Origin of the sequence: Secundilactobacillus similis DSM 23365 = JCM 2765 (assembly GCF_001311075.1) — a bacterium.
Classification (GTDB): Bacteria; Bacillota; Bacilli; order Lactobacillales; family Lactobacillaceae; genus Secundilactobacillus; species Secundilactobacillus similis.
In genome coordinates this window covers 20736-43564 of sequence record NZ_BBAD01000015.1, presented here as the reverse complement: position 1 = coordinate 43564, position 22829 = coordinate 20736, and the positions used below count along the sequence as shown (strand labels likewise).

Sequence of the window (22829 nt, the reverse complement as noted above, 5' to 3'; positions counted from 1 at the left end):
CCCTGTTTTTGGATTGGCCGATCCTAATCAGCCAACTCACTATTCATCGTCTTCCACGGTAATACAGTATGACCGGGTTGGCGATTCCCCAACTTCCAGTCGAATTAAATCGGCATGCAGTCCATCCAACGCATCCGTAATCAGCTTAAATAGCCAAATCGTCACGTTTTCAACCGTGGGATTGATTTTTTGAAATGCGGGGAGTTCGTTTAAAAACTTGCCCGAAAAAGTCTGAAAAATATCGTTTAGGGTGCGCTCAATATCGTTAAAGATGATCATGTGATCACCGGCACTCTTAAACTCACTGATAATTTCCCAGGTATGGTTATGTTGCTTTCCCTGTCCGTCAGCCCAGCGCATGGCATGGCTGGCATTCACGTAGGATTTGATTTTATAAGTGTGGACTTGATGTGACAACCAATTACCCCCGTTTGTGTTTCACCCAGTTATAGTCGTTCTCAAGAATTTCCTGTGCCGAATCCATTTCGTCACCGAACTTTTCGGAGTTCCAACTAGAAGTCTCCGTCATGCTATTAAGGATGCCGATAAACCGAATCCATGACAGCACGAAGTTATAGAGCGGTAACGTGAAGGTCACCCACCAAAGGGAACCGTAAAACGAATTCTCATCGGAAAAGTCTTTCAGTAATAGCTTAACACAGATAAAATTCAGAAAACCAACGAACACGTACAGTAAGTAGATAATGAAGTACGACATGCCCATCATGATTGCTGAATACCGGAAGAACAGTAAGGCAATCGAGGCAAACATCCAGATCATCTTGGGAAACAAGAAGGTGTGATCGATCATTTCGCGCCGAATCAAGAAGTTCGTAAAGAAGTCGTGTAACTTGGCGTGTTGCGCGTACTCGTGAATGACTTCCAGTTCGCCCCGTTGCCACCGTTGTCGCTGGGTATAGAGTTCGTGGAAGCCGGCGATCGGTTCGATGTAGAAAATTGCATCCGTACAAATCGCCACCTTACGCTTCAACCGTTCCCGAATCTGAAACGTCATATCGGTATCTTCACCAATCGTGTTGGTGTTATACATAAACGTACTAAGGAGGGCTTCCTTACGAAAGGCTGAAAAAGCGCCTGACATCGTGAACAACTGGTTGTTTTGGGCTTCAATCGTCCGCCCAGAGAGGAAGGCTTGTGCGTATTCAAAATACTCGTTCTTCCGCAACAGTCGTTTGAACCAGCCACTGTCCTCATCGTTCATAATCATATCGCGCTGTGGCAAAATCGTCCCGGTTTGGGCCGCGATATCGTAGTCGTTTTCAAACCGCAACACCATGTTCATCAACGCGTGTTTTTCCAGTACACCATCGCTATCGATGTTGATAATGTACGTTCCGATACAACCATAAATCGCGGAGTTCAGCGCTTTGGCTTTCCCCTGTTCAGTATGGATCAATTGCATATTCAAATCATTATAGTGATTATGGGCCCGGTCAAAGACCTCAAAACTATTATCGGTACTTTGATTGTCCGCCAAAATCACCTGAATCAGTTCCGTGGGATACGTGGAATCGTGAATTGACTGGATACATCGAAAGAGCGTTTCTTCGGAATTGTAGACCGGCACCACCAGTGAGATCATCGGCATCTTATCCGGCATTTCCAACTTTTTCTGTCGGAACTGGCGCACAATTAAGCCAATCGCCGAAAACAGCGCTGGCAGGATTTCAACCACGATGGGAATCAACGCCCACGTCAGCCAAAAGCCCATCTTAAACAGGGTGACGTTTAACCAATAACTCAGATCCATCACTCAGCCCCTTCCGATGAAATCGTCGTCTAATGACGTGGTAAAGGTTCTGTGACACTTGCGAGTACGTAAAGATTTCGTAGTAGAGCACGATGACCAAAGCATAGAAGACTAACCGGCCAATCATTGCGTGGGCCACAAAGAAGTAGTTCGCGCCCGCAAAATGCAAGATGGTAATGATCACCGATAGCCGAATCACGTTGGCCATGTAGATCCACAGCATACCGGCTACCGAGAAGAACAGCTTTTCAAACCGGTTGTACAGTGGGAAGAACACCACTAACGACAGGTAAGCCGCCGTTTCGATAATGCCGGAGCATTCGTAATCGATGCTCATATTGATGGGCGCCGTTTGGTTGATGATGCTGACAATGCTGTATTTTGGCATCGTTGTACTCCAACCAGTTACTGCGCCGAACCACCGAACACCGTTCACCACCGCATGGGTGAAAAACCAGACCCAGTACGGATCACTCAGCGCAATCAAGATGAAAAAAAGGCCGCCACTGCCCACAATAAAGTAGAAGGCTGGCAACTTGGCCCTTTTTAAGATCGTCAAGGCATAGAGCCAGACAATCGTCCCAATAATCAGGTAAATACTCATTTAAAACCACCGCTTCTTCAGCTTAAAGCCGGTCGTCTTCAACACCGTGATCGCCGCAATTAAGAAGCCGGCGCTGGCGAGGACAACGGGGCCGGTGCTACCGCCGCTGGTATGCAGGGTATCGGTCCAAATAGTTGTAGTCGTTAAACTAATATCCTGACCGGTCTCATTTGAGGAGCTCGTTAAATTTTTGAGCGGAATGCGGACTTCCCACTGATAGGAAGGTGTTTGAACCGTCACAGCACTATTACCATGATCTTTAATATACTCATAAGCCGTTTGATCAATCGTAGTATTGCCAACGTACTTCGCCAGCATTGTTAATGGTAGCGTCCATACTATTTTGATCTTTTTCATATTTTTTATTGTCAAAAACAGTCACGCTAACAGCTTGCGTTGATCCGTTTGCTAAGTTAACAGTTTGACCATTATTAAGGGTAATATCATACACTGCATCACCAACGTGTAACTTATAACCAGATGGTTGGAAAGTCTTATAACCACCTTCAAGATGAGGCTCCATCAACACATAAAAATACACATACTTATCGTCAGCTAATAGCGTGGCCAATTCTCGATTATCATTGTCACCTTTCCAGTGCACTTCAGTCATCGTTTTATCGTTCCAGTCATTAAAATCACCGTCGATATTGATGCCCAAATCACCGGATACATTATTCGTATCCGCATTTTAGTCTCAGTTGAGCTATCACTATCACCGGAAACCGCTTGATCTAAAGCATTGGAAGTCCCATCTTCATTCACATCAGGTGTACTGGAAGCGCTAGAAGCACTGCTTGAGGAACTGTCGTTAGAGCTACTACTATCACTGCTGCTATCAGTTTCTTTCGTTGCATCGGCAACTTGGTTCTTAGTGATATCACTGCTAATCACCGTGCTAACAGTAGTATTACCAGCAACTTTGTAATTACCAACCGAAACAGTTTGACCGCTAGCATCAAAGCCAAGGCCTAAATCAGAAACTGGCACGTTTGCCTCAACTCGATTACCGTTGATTACGGCTTTGCCAACTGCTTTATCATTCACACTAACAGTCACATCGCCACTAGTTCCCGATAACGTAACTGGATACTGGTTATTGCCAACCAGCATATAAAAATTTTTCTGCCATTCATCTTGGAACGCCTGTGCTTTAGCGGCGCTAGCATCGTAATAGAAGTAAATATTAGTGCCATCATTCGTTACCGCAACATCGTCTGTTTCCCAGAACCCCATCGCAGTCTTCGAAACATTCGCCCAATCCGAGTAGTCCCCATCAATCGAAATCCCATCCGTTGACTTAGCATCACTCGACTTCGTATCACTAGTCGTATCCTTAGCATTCGTTGTTGCTGTTTCCGAAGAATTCGAAGCAGCTGAAGATGCAGTATCTGAGGAACTAGTAGCACTACTTGAAGCTGAGGATGACGAACTGGTACTACTGCTAGAGGCCGAACTCGTCGACGAACTATCAGCAGTCGTATACGTATCGCCCACCTGAACTTTTTCAAGTGGCGTGACGGTCGTTGCAGCTGCAGCATCCGCCAACGCATTGCTGGTTAAATCACCATGTTGGTTGCGGTGCCCGGTCCAACTTGTTGATTACTCAATGAAACCGTCTGTACCCCACTGTATTTTTGTGGTAAATCACTCAAATTAATCTGAGCTTCTAGGACGTTATTTTTGATGGTTGCCGTCCCAATCGTTCCCAATTGAACCCAATTATTGGACTGATCTTGGGCTTGAACGTTGTACGTGCCATCGCCATTACTAATCAAACTGACATAGTAGCCATTACTACCGATATTCAGCTGATAACTATTCGTGGCCACCGGCGAAGTCGAGTTCGTACCATTCACATAAAAGTAAACGTGCTTACTATCAGTCGCAACGGCAACATCGTTGGTGCCGCTATAACCAGTCTGAATTTTAGCCACGTTATCCCAGTCGGAATCATCGCCATCAATCGTAATGCCGCTAGTAGTCATACTATTAGTAGCGGACGCCACGTTACTTGAATCAGCAATGGTATCCGATGAACCACTAGCCAACGTTGGCATCGCAACCTCATTTGCCAAATCGGTTGCGGCAGTCGTTGAAATATCGTTCAAACTCGTTGCCTCACCGCTACCAAGACTATCGTTCAAAATGGTCAGCGTCTGCATGCCATTAAACGTTTCCGGTAACTTGGTCAAATCAATATCAGCTTCGATTTTGTTGTCCTTAACGACCGCTGCCCCAATATCATTTAACGTTGTTGAATTACCGGTGGTTTGATCCTGTCCTTGAAGAATGTAGTTTTCACCACTACCTGATAAGGAAATCTTATAGGTAGAACTACCAATTTTTACATTATAATCAGAAAGTTTTACTGCTGAAGATTGCTTCGAGGCATCCACGTAAAAGTACACGTGACTGCCAGTCCCAGTAATTGCCAGGTTACTAGAACCAATGCTTGTTTTTGCAATCGAATCCCAGTCGCTGTAGAGTCCATCGACGTTGACCATCGTGGTCGCTGCACTGGCTGATTGACTCCCTGCAAACGCTAATGCGCCTACACAGGAAAGAAGGAATGCTAACCCTTTATATCTCATAACTGCCCCTGCTTTCGAAGTGCCTGCCTATTGCTAAATACTCAAAACACTTATGTCTAATTGTCAACTCGTTTAGCCCCTTAATGATTCGGGAAAACTAAACGTTTCACTTACGCTATTTATAAAGGTTAAAAATAACTTAAGCACTCATTCACAGTATATAATAAACTTCCCAGTATTATATTTCAATACAATTACAAAATACAGTAACAAAATAGGACAGCGCTTTCAAAATGCGTTATAACTCATTTCTGAGCCACACCAGATTCTAATTAATTTCGAAAATTTATCCGATAACTCGTCAAATTGTGACCCTTTTCTATCACTATTTATTTTATGAAAATGCTTGAATATCACATGTAATTTGAATCGTTCTAAGTCATTTCGACTCTTTCATGACACACCAAAAAACGCCCCACAGCTCAATTCGAGCCGTGAGACGTCGTTGATCCAGTCAAAATTTACTTTTTCTTCGAAGTTTCAGCCTTTTCAGCATCCGCCTTCTTCAAACGTTCCGCCGTTTCAAGGATGTAATCTTTCAATTCATCCTTAATTTCAGGATGGGTCAAGCCATATTCTACATTGGTCTTCACGTAACCAAACTTGTTACCAACATCGTAGCGTTCGCCAGTAAACTCATGGGCAAACACACGTTGGGTTTGATTCAACGTGTCGATGGCATCGGTGAGTTGAATCTCGCCGCCCTTACCTGGTTTCTGTTTGGCTAACACGTCGAAAATTTCTGGTGTTAATAGATAGCGCCCGATAATGGCCAAGTCACTTGGCGCGTCTTCAACAGCTGGTTTTTCCACGAATTTCCGGACATTGTACAGTGCATCATCAATCTTGCTTTCTGGATCAATGACCCCGTATGCGGAAACTTCGTCGTGAGGCACTTTCTTGACAGCCAAAATCGATGCGTGGGTCTTATCGTACTCGTTCATCAATTGCTTGGTCAACGGCACTTTATCACTCATCAAGTCATCGCCCAACATGACAACGAAGGGTTCGTCAGCAATAAATGACTTGGCGTAGCGAATCGCATCACCCAGCCCGTTAGGATAGGGTTGACGGATATAAAAAATGTTCACGCCGGCTGCAGTGGTTTGGTTGACCAAATCCAGTAACTTATCCTTGCCCTTTTCGGCGAGGTTTTGTTCAAGACCGGGGGCTGAATCGAAGTGATCTTCGATGGAACGTTTTGATTTTCCTTCAATAATTAAAATATCTTCGATGCCACTTTGTCGGGCTTCTTCAACGATAAATTGAATCGTTGGTTTGTCGACGATGGGCAACATTTCCTTTGCCAATGCCTTGGTTGCCGGTAGGAAGCGGGTACCGAGTCCAGCAGCTGGAATAACGGCCTTACGTACTTTCATTTCGCAAATCTCCTCTACAAGTTGCATATGGTTCGAATAATCTTATAACCCATTTTACACTAATCGTTAAGGGGATTCACTTAGATTTTTGTAAGGTTCGTTTAACTTTTGGCGAATACATATCAGTTTCGGCTCAATTATGTGTCTCCAATCGACTAAGGGTTGTCATGTCAGGCATGAGGTCCGCATAAAGCTGCTTATAGAGTGCGTAATAACCGTCATATTGTACATGCCGCTCTAAGTTAGGTTGGACCGGTTCACCCAACACCTGCCAAGCTTGCGCATCGGCCACCGTCAACGTCTGAGTTGCCAGGCCAGCCAAAATCACGTCACCCAAGTTGGCCTCCGCATTGATCAACGGCGTCTGAATTGCATAACCCGTCACATCCGCAAACAACTGCACCCAGTCGGCTGAATGGGTCACCCCACCCGCAATGACGATACTATCACCTAGGTCACGACCGGTTCGTTCGATACTTTCTCGTAAAGCATAACAAACCGCTTCTTCAAAAGCGTGGTACACGTGTGCTCGGGAATGCGCCAACGACAAGCCGAAGATAACGCCCTTCGCGTCCGCATTCCACAATGGCGCCCGTTCACCCATAAAATAAGGTAGGACGATTAAGCCGTCACTCCCAGGTTCAATTTCAGCAGCCTGTTCGTCTAAGGCAGTGTAAGCCGCCACGCCACCGTTAGCCTGCTGGGTAACTTCCAACTGGGCGAAGTTATCCCGGAACCATTTAATGATTGCGCCTGCCGTTGCTGAACCGGAGAAATTATAGTACAAACCGGTGCCACGGTACTGGTACGGCCAAACAATCATGCCCTGATCGGTAATTGGCGCTTCAGTCACCAAGGCAGCGTTCATGGAAGAGCCAATCGTCGCCACGTATTTGCCCGGTTCAAACACGCCCATGCCGATATTGGCAGCGCCGACATCTACCCCACCGGAAATGACTGGCGTTCCCGTCTGTAGACCCAACTCACGGGCAACGTCATCGGTGAGGCCACCCACAATTTCAGTTGAATCCACGATGCGCTGAGGCAACACATCACGTGGCAGCCTAGTTGTGCCAACAAGTCATCCGACCAATCACGGCGCGCAACATCGTAAACCCCACCAATTAACCCCGCGGCGGCGTGGTCAATGGCAATTTCACCGGTTAACCGATAGATCACGTCATTGCTGGGCGGTAAGAATAAACGGGTCTTCTGCCAATTTTCAGGCTCATGTTGCTTGATCCATAACATTTTCGTAAAGCCATAGTAGGGATCAACCACTTCGTTACCAGTAACCGTGGCTAACTTTGCCATATCAACATGGGTCTTCACCCATTCAGCCTCGGCTTGAGCCCGTCGATCTAACCAAATCAAACACGGCCGGACTGGTTGCATCTGGTCATCCAGCGGCACGCCGGAACCGCCGTAGAGACCACTGATGCCGATGCCTTTAATCTCAGCCGCTGGAACACCAGCTTCTGCAACGACCCGTTTAATGGTAGCTCTAGTTGCGGTTAACCACACCTCCGGCCACTGTTCCGCCAAAGCGGTTTGGGCGTAAGCACGTCGTACTCTTCAATCGCTTGCGCTAAAATGTGGCCCTGCGTATCCGTCAGAATCGTTTTGGTGCCAGAGGTGCCGATATCCGTGCCAATCAAGTAAGTCATGGTTGATGCCTCCTGGTTGTGATAATAAGTTGAATGAACCATTAAAATATACCGCAGTTGGTATAGTTGTTTTTAATAACGACTTTTCATTAAATAACCGCCATTCATCTTTATAATCATAGCATATCATAAATTCGCCGCAAACATTTGCATCAATTTGGTATAGCTATTAATTCAATATAAAAATTCCGTTTTGTTTCAAATTATCAACCAAATCAACCACCACGTTAACGCCTGAATGCGACGTTATTTTCATGATGCCCATAAATCACGCAAAACGCACTTTAATGTGACATCCCGTATATGACAAAAAACTGCCCTGAAAATTTCAGAGCAGTTTTTGCTAATTAATTTAATCTAACGCCGTAACCCGAGCCGAGCCCACGTAATGCCACCATGGTGCCTTCACGGATTCAGTAATGACCCCGCGGTTTTGCGCATCGATCATCTTGCCTTTACCGACATAGAGACCAACGTGCTGATACTGTGCTTACTCCAACCGAAGAAGACCAAGTCGCCCTTCTTAATGTTTTTGTAGCTGACCTTTTTGTACTTATTGTATTGCGCCTGAGCCGTCCGTGGAATCGACTTAGAAGCCCCGTGCTTGTAAACGTAGGAGGTTAACCCTGAGCAGTCAAAGGTGTATGGGCCAACGGCACCCCAACTGTAACGCTTCCCCAGTTGGGCCTTGGCAGTACTGTAAACCTTGCTGTAAGTGGGCGTTGTCGCTGCACTGGCAGTTTTTGGCTGGATTAAGTTAAACGCAAATACGATTCCGAGCATGGCTACGGTAATCAATCCAAAATTGATCACTGATTTCTTCATCAAGTAAGATTCTCCTTCTTTTTATCGTGCAATTCGTTTTCTTCAATGATGACAAGTCTAGCAGGCGACTATTACAGCCGTGTTGCAGTCGAGTTGCGTTTCAGTTAATCAGTATGACAAGTCAAACGGGCGTTATTGGTCTAGCGTAATATTTGAAATAAGGCAATTTTCATTATTTAAAATACATCTCTCAATTAGTCGTGATATTAAGCAACTTTACATTACTATGTCACTAACATTCCCCAATAAAAAGAAATTTTATCGCTAATTTTTAATTTTAATTTAATGTTCGGCTTATTTTAGTGTAAAATAACCTTATATTAAGTTGTGACTTCGTTTGACGGTTTGTAAATTGGGGGAAATATGATGATTAAAAAACGGTATCTGTGGTTTTTGAGCGCCATCGCCATTTTAGCGTTGGCGGGTTGTGGCAACCAAAGCAGTAGCGGGCAAAATGACGGCAATCTCAAGGGTCAGATGGCAAGTGATCAGGTCGTGAACTGGTCTGAAACGCAAGATTTAGTCACACTAGATCCGTCTAAACTCACCGAACCCATTGATCTGACGATGACCGGTAACGTTGGTGAAGGCCTCTACCGCCTCGGTAACCATCACAAAATCGAACCCGGCATCGCCACTAAGTCCACGATTTCCAAAGATGGTAAAACTTACACCTTCACGTTACGACCGAACGCCAAGTGGTCCAATGGCGAGACGGTAACTGCGCAAGACTTTGTGTATAGTTGGCAACGAACGATCAATCCGAAAACTGCCTCTCAGTATGGTTACATCTATGACGGCATCGTGAACGCCAACCGGATTCAAGAAGGCAAAGCGACCCCGAGTCAACTGGGTGTCAAAGCCTCAGCAAAACGAAACTGCAGGTGAAGTTGGAGCGCCCCATGCCGTATTTCAAACTCCTCATGGCCTTCCCAATTTTCTTCCCGCAAAACCAAACGGCGGTTGAAAAATACGGTAAGCAGTACGGCACGGCTGCCGATAAGATGGTCTACGATGGGCCGTTTATCATGAAGGCTGGACGGGCACCAACGAAAAATGGCGCTTAGTTGCCAACCCAACTTACTGGGACAAGAAGCACGTCTACCTCAAGCAGATCAACGACCAAGTGGTCAAGGACCCGGCAACCACCTACAACCTGTACCAAACCAAAAAGATCGACGCTGCCGAATTATCTGGGACTCAGGCTAAAAACATGCTAAAGAGTAAGGACATGCACGTCCTTCAAGATTCCCGGATCTTCTACCTTGAATTTAACCAGAAGACCCGACCAGCATTTAAAAATGCCGAACTTCGGAAAGCCTTCTCGTACGCCATTGACCGCAAGTCGTTTGTCAACAACGTCCTCGGTGACGGCTCACAACCAGCAACTGGGTTTGTAACGTCCGGTCTAGCAAGTAATCCAAAAACTGGTGAGGATTTCGCTAAGGAAGCGAACCAAAACAATACTGGCATTACGTATAGTCCTAAGAAAGCCAAGGCTGCGTTCAAACTAGCACTCAAACAGATGAATAAAAAATCGCTGAAATTAGAAGTCCTCGCGGGGGACTCCACCGCGGCTCAACACGCTGCCGGTTACGTCCAGGGCCAATTGGAAAAAGTGCTCCCCGGACTGACGCTGACGGTAACCAACGTGCCGACTAAGACGCTGATTCAACGTCAAACCCACCACCAGTTCGATTTCTTCGTTTCAAACTGGGGTGCCGATTACTCTGACCCATACACCTTCTTGCAGATTCTGCAGTCCACCAACACCTTTAACGAAGGTGGCTGGTCAAACGCCAAGTACGACCGGCTCGTTAAGGCCTCCGCTTCAACCGATGCCAATGATCAAAATAAGCGTTGGCAAGATTTAGTTGACGCGCAGCGGGTGATGATGCAGGATCAAGGGGTTGCGCCAATCTATCAAGCAACTATTCCGCAAGTGCGCAACCCGAAGTTGAAGGGGCTCGTTTATAATAGCGCCGGCTTGCAGTTTAACTTTAAGGGCATGTACCTTGATAAGTAACTGAAAGTTTCGCCGGCTACTAAAAAGCGCCTGATGTTTGAATTCTGGACATCAGGCGCTTTTTACTAGTCATTTAATTGGGTAATTAATCGCGTTTCTTTCGAGCAGCCAAGCCAAAGAGACCGAGTGTTGACAGCACCACGATTCCTAATTGTGCCCAAACAGTCGAATTCGTTTCGCTCGTTTGTGGCAATTGCGCTTCAGCCGTATTTTGTGAATCAGTTTGGTTCGATGACGTGAACGATACGGTAGCTGATTGACTTTGACGACCAAACGAATCCAATGGCGTCTGTTTAGCTGTTGCCACCTTTGCGTAATTGGCGTCTGCCGTAACGACCCCATTTTCGGTAGTCTTTTCCGGAACACCCGCCGCATCATCGGAATCATCTGGCACAATCGTTGGCGCCGAAGTGGTTGGCGTTGTTGGTGTTTTGACGATTGTTGTTTCAGGTTGCTTCATCGTTGATGTTGTCACAACCGTTGTTTCAGGCGTACTCGTCACTGGCGTTGTGACAGTTGGGCTGCCCGGTTCGTTATCACCGGTTGCCCCCGATGTCGTTGGTTCATCAACTACGACTGGTGAATACAACACATTAACCAACGTATCCGCCAAAAGATTCCCCGTAACCGTCGACGCTGAAGTCGTATAGCCCGCAATCACTGGTGAGTTGATTTCATAATCACCGATCCCGGTTGCTTGGTAGGTTGTTGCCAATGGTTCGCGAGTATTAGCATCCAAGTATTGAATCATCAATTGGTAGCTTTGGATTGGTTCGTAGACGAAGGTCAGTGGATTGCCAATTGGAGTCGGCGCAGATAACGTAATCGTTAAATCACCGTAAAAAGTGTGAATCGGGAATATACCGTTCGCAACCGGATCAGCTGTCATGATAATTGATTCTGATGGATACGTGTTATCAATATAGTCAAAAGTGACATAGACGTCCTGCGTATTTTTGTTATCAAGGACTTTAAAGTACTTGGTTATTCCGCCACCCATATCAACGACCTGATAATCGTCAGTTGGCGTTACCTCAGCTTTTCCGTTGATTAAAAACTGATGCTTTTGGTTCTGGTAAGGCACACTCACGAGCCGATAACCCGCAATTGTTGGAACTGGTGCATCCACATAGGTCCCATCATATCCCGAAACGGTCGACTCGGGCGCAAGTTCTTTGCCAGCTCGGTCAACGTATTTAACCGGAATATCACTGATATAGGCTATTCCAGACGTTGTCGTAAAGTCGCGACCTAGCGATAATTGTAAAACGTCACCATCCCATGCAACATTGACGCCATCAACCCGAGTTGACCAATCCGCATCAAAATCAGCGGCGGCTGGTCCGACGGTCGTCAAGGTATTCGTCACGTTGCCCTGTTGATCAAGTTCGTAAATGTACGTGGTCTGGTTGTCCGTACTAAACCCGACCATCCAAGCGTTGCTGCCATCATACCAGGCGTTATTGATCAGCTCATTCTCATGCTGTGGGGTAATAAAATCACTTTGAGAAATGCCGCCAATAGTGCTCCCTTGCGGCTTACCATTAACGGTCGCATCTTGCCCAGTCGGATTAGCCAGCTTACCATCTAAATAAATCGGTGCTTGATGAAAAACGCTGTCCTTATAAGTGTTCGTTTCCGGAACATCTGTATGCGTCTGTGGATCAATCGTCGGATCAGACGTGGTCGTCACTGCATTAGGCGCCTTCACGACTTGCGTTGGTGTCGTCACTGTGCCTGCTTTGACTTCTTCAGTTTCAGTCGTAGCTTCTTGAGTTGAACTTGAATCTGTTTGGGCGACATCGGCTTGCGGCGTGGTGTCTGCCGGCTTATCCGTTGATGTTTGTTCAGCCGTTTCAGTTGACGGAGCCGCCGTTGTAGCCGGTGCTTCTGAAACTGATTTTTCAACTGACGCCTGATTTGTTGCCGCATCAGCATCAACCGTTGTGTCCGTCTCAGCTGTCGCGCCAGTCGCCGGTTGCTCGGCCGCCACCTCAACAGGTATTGCGTCTGCTTGTGCCACAACACCTGTTACGGTCATCAACCCCGCCCCAAAAGCCAGGGTTGTTACGCCCATCATTATCCACTTAGTACCGCGCTTATATAGCCGAACTCTGTGCGTCCGCGTTGCCAAATCTCCCATGAGTTGTTGCCGCTTTTTCATCATGTTAATCCCCCCATTATATTGCTGTCTCGATGGTCAAACTTTCCCCCGAAAGCTATCCTGATTGCGACAACGAGACTCCCTGTCACCGTTGCAACACAAACCATCATTTTCCACCCATAGTGTAACATGCCCTTCACCAATTCAAAAGCAAAATTTGTTAAAATTCAAAAAATGTTACACAGACCAACTGAAGTCCCATTTTGTTTGTTTAATCTGTCAATGAACGACAAAAATAGGTTCCCATAACGGCGTTTAAACCGTTACAAGAACCCATTTTGATTATTCGTCTTCGTTATACGTATCAACACTTTGAGCCGGCGTCAAACTCTTGATTTGAAGCGGGTAGTCGCTGTTGTCGCGCACGATCACGTTTGCGGTGTACTTGAACACCTGAACGTGGTAGTGGTCGCCGTTATCAAACTTGTATTTGAACTCAAACGTCACATCACTACTGTCCTGCGAACTCAGCTGAACGTTATCGATGCTGGCTGTGATCTCCGTACCATCGATATCGTCATCGTCGTAATAGCCCTTCCCCATTTTGACAAATTCCTGGTAGTTCGAATCCGAATCGCCACCCGCAAAGAAGGTCGACAAGTCGTCGCCGTCATCGTCAGACGCCTGATCAATATCGCCGGTATTACTCAAAATCGACGTTGCATCCCCTAAATTGTTAAAGAAGGTATCGGCATCCGCTTGGTCAACTAGTCCCGGAAAATCAATTGAAACTTCCGGATCACCAGTTGATTCATCTAACGCGACTGGTTGCGACTTCACAACCGTTTTGCCGTTCCGATAAACACCCTGGATCTTCATCTGATCAGTCCAAGGGAAATCCTTAAGCGTCAAAACACCGCTACTATCGATTTTCCCCTGCCGTTGCGAGTTAATCATCACTTCGGTGCCCGCTGGTCCATCAACGTCAAAGGTGATGGTTTTCAGCGTCAGCGGAATCGTTTGGTTGTCCTGATTTAAATGGTAGGTATTCGTATTCGTCAGCTGACGGCCACTAATTTTAGCCGAACTAGCTAGGTTATACAAACCAGGCACCAACGGCCCGATTTTCTTAGTGTAATCAGCGGAAGTCGAAGTTGCAATTAACTGGTCATCTTGTTTTAACTTGGCGTTCTTCTTGTTCACCGTCACCGAAACGTACACCGGTCGAACCTGAACCTGATACTTTGGAAAGACCAAGAAGTGGTGACCGTGTTGCGTCAACAGCAAATGCCCCTTCTCAAACTGGCCACTATTCGTCAAGCCTTCCTGAAACTGATTCAAAGCCGCTGGATCTTGTTGCAAATACCGCACCATCGGCTTCAGCGACGTCTTCGTCACCTTAAAGGTCGGGTCCGTTGTGTAGAAGTAATCCGCCAACGAGGCTTGGTTGCCCTTCGCAGCGGTCACGATTCGTTTGATGGTATTTGCTTTGGAGTAGTAGTTGTTGCCCATAACGCCAAGGATCACCAGTAACACAACTACGATAGCGCCCGCAATCAGGCCAATTCGCTGGCCCTTCGAACGTGGTTGCCGCGGCCGCGTAGCCGCACGGTGCGGTACTGGTTGCGCTGGTTGTGCCGGTTGCTGAATCACTGATTGCGCCGGTGTTGGTTGTTGTCCGCCTCGTTCTGGCATTGATTGCTGTGGCGTGTACTGCCGCGGTGCCACCGGTTGCTGTGCAGATTGCGGTTGCGCATCCTGCCGTGGTTCCGCTGGTTGCCGCTCGGCTTGCTCCGACGCGGATTGCGGTTGCGACTCCTGCCGCGGCGTCACCGGTTCCGGCGCATTTTGTTGCGGTGCATCCGCCGATGTATTTGGCCGAAACGCCGCTAACTCAGCCCCACAGTTCGCACAAAACGCATCCGTCACCAAAACCTTCGTGCCACAATTTGGGCAAAACATCGTGGCCTGCCCGTCACCTGATCCATCTGTTGCCATTTTGGTCCCCACCCTTAATCAACTAATTTATACATTTAGTATTTATTATAAAATACCGCTTATGGGTTGTCACGCGCATTCCAGTCGCTGGAACGACCCCAAACACACTAAAAAGTCCTGTCTTAGCCTAAAACACCCGGCCAAAACAAGACTCCCTTAATCGTAGACGCTTCCGGTTACTTGCCCATCTGCGCCGAAATATCACTGATCGACACCCGCGTGACGTACTCCGACAGCGCATACTGCTCGGCAATCACCGGAAACTCGCCATCGTGGTGAAATTCTACCCGCACCGTATAGGCTTGGTTTCGACTTAAAATAAAATCAACGCTGATCGACCCTCGCGTTAATGACGAAAAATCAACCTGAACGCTTTCCATCGTCTTACAGTCCACGTACTGGTAATGACTCTTGCCGGTTCGACTGACTGACAGCGCGTTCGTCATCTCCTGGTGCCCCTCATAATCATCGGGCGCAACTTGGTAAAAATACCAATCCAGTTTCACCATCAATAACTGAGCCAGCGCTAACGTCTGATCCAGCAACGCGACCGAATCGGCATGATCAACGTGTAAATCCATCGTCTCCGCTACTCGCAGTGCCGTTTGATAACGACTCTGGGTCATCTCAGCTAACCGGTCATGTTCAAGGGTGGCAATGGTGGCCTTAAAGTAACCGACATAGTCGGCCAATGCTTTCGCCAAGGCTCGGCGTAACCGGCGGCGCCGTTGGTACGCCTCAAAAACGCTTAATTTCACAGTTGTAGTTGATTCGTGCTTCAAAAAAGTCCCCAGCGACATCGTTGTCCTCCACAATTAAGTTGTTCGCGGATTAAGTTTAGCATAATCCACACCTGATGATAATGGTCTAGAACAATTTCGCTAAAAGTCGGAGCACCCTTCACGTTCTGTCGCTTCAATGTAACGCAGAACGGCCGAACACCCCTTACAACAATGGGGCGTTCGACCGCTTTATCTCGTTGTTTCACCGACTAAACAAAATTGCGCATATACGTCACCGTATGCCGAATCGCCGCATCCACCTGCGCTTCATCCGCTTCAAACGCCTTGTCTTCGATTTCAATACTGGTATTACCGGCATATCCAACATCACTCAAGGCCGACACAAACCGACCCCAGTCAATATCACCGTAACCGGGTAACTTAGGCACCATATACGACAGTGGTGTCGCCATTGTCCCAACCTCAGCCAACTGGTCAGGTAACAGCTTAATGTCCTTGAAGTGCACCAAGAATAACTTGTCTCGAAATTCGTAGATGGGTTTCACATAATCCAACATCTGCCAAACAAAGTGTGACGGATCATAGTTCAAACCAAAGTTATCGTAGTCTAAGCGCGTAAACACCTGCCGCCAAACTGCTGGCGACGTCATGATATTTTGACCACCTGGCCACTCATCGTCGGTAAACAGCATCGGACAGTTTTCGATACCGATTCGAATTCCCCGATCTCGAGCGTATTCAATGATTGGTGGCCAAACGGTCGCCACTAAGTCGAGGTTTTCCGCCACGGTTCGGTACTGATCACGGCCCAAAAAGGTCGTCACCAGCGGAACGCCCATCATTTGAGCGGCGTCAATAACCCGGTAAAGGTGCGCAATCGCCGTTTCGGCAACTTCCACATTCGCTGATAACGGGTTTGGGTAATACCCCAACGCTGAAATTTCAACGTGTCGTTCAGCAGCGTACCCGCGCATTTCCTCCGCTCGGACTGGTGTTAAGCTTTCGGCGTCAACGTGGGATACCCCCGCATACCGGCGCGCACCGTCCCCCTTGGGCCAAGCCGCTAATTCAACACAGCTTAACCCGCGAGCGGCCACGTAATCAATGACTTCTTCATACGACATGGTTTCTAAAATCGCACTCAACAACCCTAATTTCATCCTGCCACCCCTAACTTTCGTCCTTCGACACCGACCGCTGAATCAGCAACGCGCCGATGATAATGATCCCTTTGATGGCGCCCACCAAAAACGACGGTACCCCCAACAAGTTCATCAGGTTATTAATAATGCCGAGGGTCAGGGTGCCAAATACCGTGCCTAAAATCGTCCCGCGACCACCGGCCATCGACGTCCCACCAATCACAACGGCCGCAATCGCATCCATTTCGTAGCCACTCCCGGAAGACGCAGAGTTCATACTCCCTAACCGTGAGGCTTCAATGATTGAGGCCAAGGCAACTAGGATTCCGGATAACGCATACACCAGCAATAACACTCGGTTGACGTTAATCGTTGACAGGAAACTGGCCCGTTTGTTACTCCCAATTGCGTACACGTGCCGGCCAAACGCCGTCCGCCGCGCAATGATGCTAATAATGATACAAAGCGCAAACCAGTAGATCATCGGCATCGGAATGACACCAAACAGCTTGGTATTGGCAATGGCGGTAAAGGCACTCGCCGACTTACCAGAGGCCAACACCCCGCCACCATCAAAGTAGTATTCGGAGACGGACCGGTAGATCTGCATGGTCCCTAGGGTCACGATGAAGCTGGCACGCCAAATTTTGAAATCAAGCCACCGGTGATGGCCCCGAAGACCAGTCCCGCAAACACGGCTGCCAAGATGGCCAAGAAGATACTCTGCGTGGCATTTAAAATCGTCATCGCAATCAGTCCAGTGGCGGCCATCTGCGACCCCACGGCTAGATCGATGCCCGCCGTGATGATCACCAGTGTCATGCCCAGGGCGATGATGCCGATGATCGAGTTGTTCATTAAGATGTTCATGATGTTACTGACGCTGAGAAAGATTGATCCCTTGAGGAGCACCGCCACGATGAACAGAATCAGAAAGGCAAAAATAGCGCTATAGTCCGCGATCAATCCCTTCAGACTGCGTTGTTTGTGCTGAGGTGCTGAAGTGTCCTGCGTGTCTATCATAAGCTCACCTTCCTAATCTAATTGCCCACCGGTCGCCACCAACATGATGTCACGTTCGTTGATGGCGTCGTGTGGCAGTTCCGCTCGAATCTCGCCGTGGGTCATCACGTAGACTCGGTCGCAAAGCTGTTGAATCTCCGCAATTTCACTGGTCAGAATCACGAAACTAATGCCCGTTTTCGCCAAGTCCATAATTTGGTGGTAAATTTCGGCTTTCGCACCCACATCGACCCCCTGCGTCGGATTATCCAAGATCACCACGTTAGTTGGTGCAGAGGGCTTTAGCCAACAGGACCTTTTGCTGATTGCCACCAGAAAGCGACCCGATGACGTCTTTAACATCCGCCACCTTAATGTTGATTTGCTTAACGTAGCGTTGAACGGTGGTTGCCAGTTGCCGCCGGTGGATCAGCCCACCATGGGACAATCGCCCCAAAATCGGCAAGGCCATGTTTTCCTCGATATTAAGGTCTGGCACAATACCGTTTTCTTTGCGGTTCTTCGGTAAATAAGCAATTCCGTACCGCTTCACATCCGCGGTGATCCGGATTCGAACCGGCTTTTCGTTAACCAAAACCTGCCCGGCATCAAACGGCGTTGCGCCGACAACGGCACTGAAGAGTTCACTTCGCCCATCACCCAGCAAACCCGTCACGCCGATAATCTCACCTCGATGAACAACGAGATCCACGTTATGAAATTCCCGCGCTTTCGTCAGACCTTCCAAGGTTAAAATCGGCTTACCCAGTGGTCGTGGCTGATAGATTTCACTGTTGGCCAACTCCTTACCCACCATTTGATTACTCAGTTGCACTTCGGTTAAGTTTGGCGTGACCGGCCCCGAATTCACCACGACTCCGTCACGCATGATCGTGTAGGTATCGCAAATTTCTAGCACTTCGTTAAGTTTATGCGAGATAAAGATTAAGCTAACCCCTTGATCACGCAACGTCCGCATCATTTTGAAGACGTCGTTGATTTCAACATCGGTTAACGAGGTGGTAGGTTCGTCCATAATGATCACCTTGGCATCGCGCATCAACGCCCGCACGATTTCGGTAATTTGCTTATAAGACGGATTGAGGTCGCGTACCATGGTCGTCACATCAAGGTCGATGCCGACTTGGTCCACAAATCGCTGCGCCGTCGCAATCATTTCCCGTTGCCGTAACAACCCATGACGTTTGAGTTCGTGACCTAAATACAGGTTCTCGTACACGCTTAAATCGTTGATCAGTGAGAGTTCCTGATGGATAAAGGCGATCTGTTGCTGGGTGGCCGGTGTCGCTGGTGCGCCATCGATTTCAATTTCACCCTGATCCTTGGTATACACGCCGGTGAGAATGTTCATTAGGGTGGTTTTCCCCGTCCCGTTCTCACCTAACAGGGCGTGAATTGACCCGGTTGCCAGTGTAAAATCAACCCGCTTGAGTACGGCGTTGGCCCCGAAAGCTTTTTCAATTTGGCGCATCTTAACGACATCAGTCATCCGTTTCACCGACCTTTAGTATGGTGACTTCGCATCTAGGAATTTAGCAACGTTACTCTTCGTGACGATGGTTGGCGCAATGATGGTGTCCTTCTTGATGGTCTTCCCGTTCATCGCCTTGTTTGCCAACTTGATGGCATCGCCGATCATGGCTGGTGAGTAGGTGGCCGTAAATTTGGTAATGTCGCCGCCAGCCTTGATTTGCTTGAAGTAGGCTTGGTCACCACCGGCACCCGAGATGATCTTGATGTCCGTTCGCTTAGCGTCCTTCACAGCTTGTAAGATCCCGATTGATGATTCGTCATCGATGGAGAAGATCCCGTCAACTTGCTTGTTTGATTGCAGCATATCCGTCGCCGCCTTCAAGCCCTTTTCTTGGGTGAAGTCATCGGCCGTCATGTTGACTAACTTAATGTCTGGGTAGCTGGCCTTCATAACCTTCTTAAAGCCGGCTGTCCGTTCAGCGCTCACAGAACCTGAGCTTGGCACGTTCAGTACGGCAACGGTGCCCTTGCCCTTCAAGGCATCACCGATTTTCTTAGCTGATAATTGGCCGATTTGTGGGTTAGACCCAGCAACGTAACCGGTGTATTTGGCGTCCACTTTCCGGTCAAAAACAACTAGTGGAATTTTGGCGGTGACGATTTTCTTCGCTGCTACCGAGACTTCGTCAGTTTGCGGTTGGAGTACGATGGCCCCCACTTTTTGGGAGATCATGTCGTCGATTTGAGATGCTTGTTCGTTGACGGATGATGAGGTGACGATCTTATATTTTTTCAGCCCTAACTTCTTCACTTGTTGTTGGGCGTAGTAGTTCACGCCGGCTTCCCAGCCGTGGTCGGAACTTGGAATCACCACGGCGAGGGTCTTGCTGCTGGTGGTCGATGAATCGCTTGATTTTTTGTCCGATGAGGAGCTGCTACAACCGGCTAAGCCAATCATCGTGGCTGCCAGTGCGGTAACGCCAAGTAACTTAACTAGTAATCCTTTTTTCATATTCGTTCACCCCTGAAGTTGAATTGGTTGCTGTTGTGCATCGCTGACGACACAGGCGTCGACCAGCTGCATTAAGTAATCTGCTTCTGAGAAATCAACGTACCCGGCACTAGGCTTGCCGTTAACGTCATCGTAAAAGGCTTGAATGCCAGCGGTAAAGGCGTCCTTCCAACCCACCGCGTGACCATTGGGCAGTTCCGCATCGTGAGCGGCTTGCCCGTGTAAATACTGACTGGCAGCGTACAGCTCTTCGTTGCCCTGGTCCCGGTGACCGACCCATAACCGATCCGGTCGCTCCTGATACCATTCCAACGCCTGTTCACTGCCTTCGACTAACACGTGGAGGTCGTTCTTTTTACCGGCAGTCACCTGCGACACCCGGATCAAGCCGGATAAACCATCTTCGAAGGTCACAAAGATGATGGCCGCATCCTCGTTGCTAACGGGAACTTCTTGTCCATTTTGGAACCGAGTGGCGTATTCTTGCAGACGCTTCACTTCAACGCTCACAATGCGTTGATTGAAGATGTACTGTAAGGTATCAAAACAGTGCGAACCGATGTCGGCGATTGCCCGAGTGGGACCACCAATTTCAGCGTCTACCCGCCAATCGTAGTCGGTCTGTTTCAATAACCAGTCTTGCAGGTACTCGGCGTTGACGAACCACGGTCGCCCAATTGACCCACTGGCCACCCGTTCGCGCATCTCTTCCACCATCAGATTATGCCGGTAGTTGAAATTAACGCCGCCTTTGAGGCCGGATTTGGATAACTGCTTGACCAGCGTTGCCGACTGTTCGGCGTTACTGGTAAACGGCTTTTCGCAGTAGACGTTCACCCCCGCGGCGATCAGTTGCTGATTAATCGCAAAGTGGAAACTACTAGGTGTGCAGTTGTGGACAACTTGTAAGGTCGGCTCTGCCGCCAACAATTCCTCAACTGACGTGTAGTACCGGGGAATCTCCATTGCTTGACTGAGTTGTTTGGCGACCGCTTCATTTGGTTCACACACCGCAACTAGGCGCGCCCCCGGAACTCGCCGAATCGCTCGATGTGCTGCTTACCAATGAAGCCGATCCCAATGACCGCAACATCCATGTCGTGGCCTCCTTCCAAAACAATGTTATCGCTTACAAACTCAGAATAAAGTGATTAAGCATGATAGTCAACGTAATTTTTGCAAAATATAGTGTAACATTTACAATATAGCGTAATATATACCGTATTTTTTAGAAAAATCGTGCTATAATGAGTGGCAAATACGAAAGTAGGGATCTCGATGAGCCGAAAACGAAAACCAGCCTCACTCTCAGACATCGCTGCCGCCTCCGGTTACTCGATTGCCACGGTTTCGCGGGCAATCAGCCATCGTGGCAGTGTCAGTGCAGTCGCCCAACGCACGATTGATGCGCTGGTGGCGGAAATGGACTATCACGTCACAAACACCCGCCAACCAGCCAAGAGCACCACGATTGCCGTGTTGATACCCAATTTATCAAATCCGTTCAATTCATCGGTGCTCGAAGGCATTCAAAATGCGGCCAATGCCCACGACCTGAACGTTGCGCTATTAATGGTCAAAGAAACCGACACCAATATTGAGTACTACTTAAACATGTTGAAAGACGCCAACTACTGCGGGGTAATCGCCTTGGCTGCCCTTCCGGATAACCAAACGGCGTACCAACTCAACCATGAGATTCCGGTGGTGATGTGCTCGGAATACTTAGAGGACACCGAAATGTCTTACGTAGGCATCAACGACGATATCGCAGCGCAAAAAGCGACCGATTACCTCACCCGAATCGGCCGGCGCCACATTGCGCTGATCAACGCGACGACTAACCATAAGTACGCTCGGGAACGGGAAGCTGGCTACAAACAGGCGCTGCGGCGAGCGCAGCTGTCGTTCGAGGCGGATCTAGTGCTGCATATTAACAGCATCCGTTATAATTTAGCACTTTCGAAAGTCACGGACCTGCTCCGCACCCGCACCGAAATCGATGCGATTTTTGCCACTTCGGATATCTTTGCGATTGCGGCGTTGGAAGCTGCCCGTCACTTAGGGCGGCGGGTACCGGATGAGCTTTCTGTTGTGGGGTTTGATAACATCTTCTTAGCCACCGTGGTCTCACCAAAGCTCACCACCATTAAGCAACCGGCCTATGAAATTGGTCACGAAGCGTGTGAAATTCTGAGGGAAAAGATTGCGCGAAAAAATGCGCCGGAGCGGCATGAGGTGTTGGAGCGTCGTTGTTGGTGAGGGAAAGTACGTAGGACAGAGCGTGGAGCGAAACGGGTTGAAAGCGGAGCGTAAGGCGTAACCGACAGAAAGTCGTGGGCTTCGGCTTTATGTTGGTTGCGCCTTGCGTGCAGTTTTCAGTTTCGTGGAACGCGTTTCAGCTCAAGGACAGGAAAGCTCACTCCCCCATTCTCTAATAATCAATCCACACATAAAGGAGCTCACAC

At 48.2% G+C, this 22829-nt stretch carries 20 protein-coding genes and 4 pseudogenes; 4 read left to right on the top strand and 20 right to left on the bottom strand.

The genetic code is table 11. From position 1 onward, the window contains the following. Nucleotides 1-39: 39 nt before the first annotated feature. The 11 genes and pseudogenes from JCM2765_RS05465 to JCM2765_RS05420 all read right to left on the bottom strand — a co-directional run bounded on the left by JCM2765_RS05465 (nucleotide 40) and on the right by JCM2765_RS05420 (nucleotide 8798). Entirely contained in the window at nucleotides 40-417 is a 378-nt protein-coding gene (locus JCM2765_RS05465; protein ID WP_054734718.1) for a 6-carboxytetrahydropterin synthase, read from the bottom strand. A gap of 4 nt (nucleotides 418-421) precedes the next feature. Next, a complete protein-coding gene (locus JCM2765_RS05460) occupies nucleotides 422-1771 on the bottom strand; it encodes a TIGR03111 family XrtG-associated glycosyltransferase (protein WP_054734715.1) in 1350 nt (449 codons plus the stop codon). Continuing rightward, entirely contained in the window at nucleotides 1734-2375 is a 642-nt protein-coding gene (gene xrtG / locus JCM2765_RS05455; protein WP_054734714.1) for an exosortase family protein XrtG, read from the bottom strand. The genes JCM2765_RS05460 and xrtG overlap by 38 nt, the downstream gene beginning before the upstream one ends. Then, a complete protein-coding gene (locus tag JCM2765_RS05450; RefSeq protein WP_054734711.1) occupies nucleotides 2376-2693 on the bottom strand; it encodes a Firmicu-CTERM sorting domain-containing protein in 318 nt (105 codons plus the stop codon). It abuts the gene before it with no gap. Continuing rightward, entirely contained in the window at nucleotides 2659-2988 is a 330-nt protein-coding gene (locus tag JCM2765_RS05445; protein ID WP_054734708.1) for a Firmicu-CTERM sorting domain-containing protein, read from the bottom strand. The genes JCM2765_RS05450 and JCM2765_RS05445 overlap by 35 nt, the downstream gene beginning before the upstream one ends. Continuing rightward, on the bottom strand, nucleotides 2985-3923 hold the full coding sequence (locus JCM2765_RS05440) for a hypothetical protein (RefSeq protein WP_054734705.1): 939 nt from the start codon (nucleotides 3921-3923) through the stop codon (nucleotides 2985-2987). Before JCM2765_RS05440 ends, JCM2765_RS05445 begins: the two co-directional genes overlap by 4 nt. Before the next feature lie 11 nt (nucleotides 3924-3934). After that, entirely contained in the window at nucleotides 3935-4969 is a 1035-nt protein-coding gene (locus JCM2765_RS05435) for a hypothetical protein (protein ID WP_057152032.1), read from the bottom strand. Between the two features lie 461 nt (nucleotides 4970-5430). Next, nucleotides 5431-6348: a UTP--glucose-1-phosphate uridylyltransferase GalU gene (gene galU, locus JCM2765_RS05430; RefSeq protein WP_054734701.1), complete on the bottom strand. Its 918-nt coding sequence runs from the start codon at nucleotides 6346-6348 to the stop codon at nucleotides 5431-5433. Between the two features lie 133 nt (nucleotides 6349-6481). Beyond that, entirely contained in the window at nucleotides 6482-7381 is a 900-nt protein-coding gene (locus JCM2765_RS17975; protein WP_225351987.1) for an FGGY-family carbohydrate kinase, read from the bottom strand. Continuing rightward, nucleotides 7288-8015: pseudogene (locus JCM2765_RS17970) on the bottom strand (FGGY family carbohydrate kinase). The gene JCM2765_RS17975 and the pseudogene JCM2765_RS17970 overlap by 94 nt, the downstream one beginning before the upstream one ends. A gap of 352 nt (nucleotides 8016-8367) precedes the next feature. Continuing rightward, nucleotides 8368-8798, bottom strand: a pseudogene (locus JCM2765_RS05420) (C40 family peptidase). 405 nt (nucleotides 8799-9203) lie between these two features. Here JCM2765_RS05420 and JCM2765_RS17960 point away from each other — a divergent pair. From JCM2765_RS17960 to JCM2765_RS17950, 3 genes and pseudogenes are all read left to right on the top strand, one after another. Next, nucleotides 9204-9728, top strand: a complete 525-nt coding sequence (locus tag JCM2765_RS17960; RefSeq protein ID WP_225351984.1) for a peptide ABC transporter substrate-binding protein — start codon at nucleotides 9204-9206, stop codon at nucleotides 9726-9728. Nucleotides 9729-9742: 14 nt separating this feature from the next. Further along, nucleotides 9743-9907, top strand: coding sequence for a hypothetical protein (locus JCM2765_RS17955; RefSeq protein ID WP_225351983.1), 165 nt, complete (start codon nucleotides 9743-9745; stop codon nucleotides 9905-9907). A gap of 38 nt (nucleotides 9908-9945) precedes the next feature. Further along, nucleotides 9946-10866, top strand: a pseudogene (locus JCM2765_RS17950) (ABC transporter substrate-binding protein); the annotation flags it as partial. Nucleotides 10867-10951: 85 nt separating this feature from the next. On the opposite strand, the gene JCM2765_RS17545 reads toward JCM2765_RS17950, so the two are convergent. From JCM2765_RS17545 to JCM2765_RS05370, 9 genes and pseudogenes are all read right to left on the bottom strand, one after another. Beyond that, nucleotides 10952-13033 (bottom strand): MucBP domain-containing protein, encoded by a 2082-nt coding sequence (locus tag JCM2765_RS17545; RefSeq protein ID WP_054734699.1) that lies wholly within the window; start codon nucleotides 13031-13033, stop codon nucleotides 10952-10954. Nucleotides 13034-13312: 279 nt separating this feature from the next. Continuing rightward, nucleotides 13313-14968 (bottom strand): zinc ribbon domain-containing protein, encoded by a 1656-nt coding sequence (locus JCM2765_RS05405; RefSeq protein WP_054734697.1) that lies wholly within the window; start codon nucleotides 14966-14968, stop codon nucleotides 13313-13315. 176 nt (nucleotides 14969-15144) lie between these two features. Next, nucleotides 15145-15768 carry a hypothetical protein gene (locus tag JCM2765_RS05400; RefSeq protein WP_054734693.1) on the bottom strand — a complete coding sequence of 208 codons (624 nt, stop codon included), beginning with the start codon at nucleotides 15766-15768 and terminating at the stop codon, nucleotides 15145-15147. Between the two features lie 191 nt (nucleotides 15769-15959). Continuing rightward, nucleotides 15960-16871, bottom strand: coding sequence for a sugar phosphate isomerase/epimerase family protein (locus JCM2765_RS05395; protein WP_054734690.1), 912 nt, complete (start codon nucleotides 16869-16871; stop codon nucleotides 15960-15962). 10 nt (nucleotides 16872-16881) lie between these two features. Further along, nucleotides 16882-17675: pseudogene (locus JCM2765_RS16650) on the bottom strand (ABC transporter permease). Between the two features lie 213 nt (nucleotides 17676-17888). Then, nucleotides 17889-18128, bottom strand: coding sequence for a hypothetical protein (locus JCM2765_RS17945; protein WP_225351982.1), 240 nt, complete (start codon nucleotides 18126-18128; stop codon nucleotides 17889-17891). Between the two features lie 10 nt (nucleotides 18129-18138). Then, nucleotides 18139-19365 (bottom strand): sugar ABC transporter ATP-binding protein, encoded by a 1227-nt coding sequence (locus tag JCM2765_RS05380; protein WP_225351981.1) that lies wholly within the window; start codon nucleotides 19363-19365, stop codon nucleotides 18139-18141. A gap of 15 nt (nucleotides 19366-19380) precedes the next feature. Next, nucleotides 19381-20361 (bottom strand): ABC transporter substrate-binding protein, encoded by a 981-nt coding sequence (locus tag JCM2765_RS05375; RefSeq protein ID WP_054734684.1) that lies wholly within the window; start codon nucleotides 20359-20361, stop codon nucleotides 19381-19383. A 6-nt stretch (nucleotides 20362-20367) separates the two neighbouring features. Next, on the bottom strand, nucleotides 20368-21405 hold the full coding sequence (locus JCM2765_RS05370; RefSeq protein ID WP_225351991.1) for a Gfo/Idh/MocA family protein: 1038 nt from the start codon (nucleotides 21403-21405) through the stop codon (nucleotides 20368-20370). Nucleotides 21406-21639: 234 nt separating this feature from the next. Between JCM2765_RS05370 and JCM2765_RS05365 the strand changes: the two genes are divergently transcribed. After that, a complete protein-coding gene (locus tag JCM2765_RS05365; RefSeq protein ID WP_054734679.1) occupies nucleotides 21640-22623 on the top strand; it encodes a LacI family DNA-binding transcriptional regulator in 984 nt (327 codons plus the stop codon). Nucleotides 22624-22829: the final 206 nt, after the last annotated feature.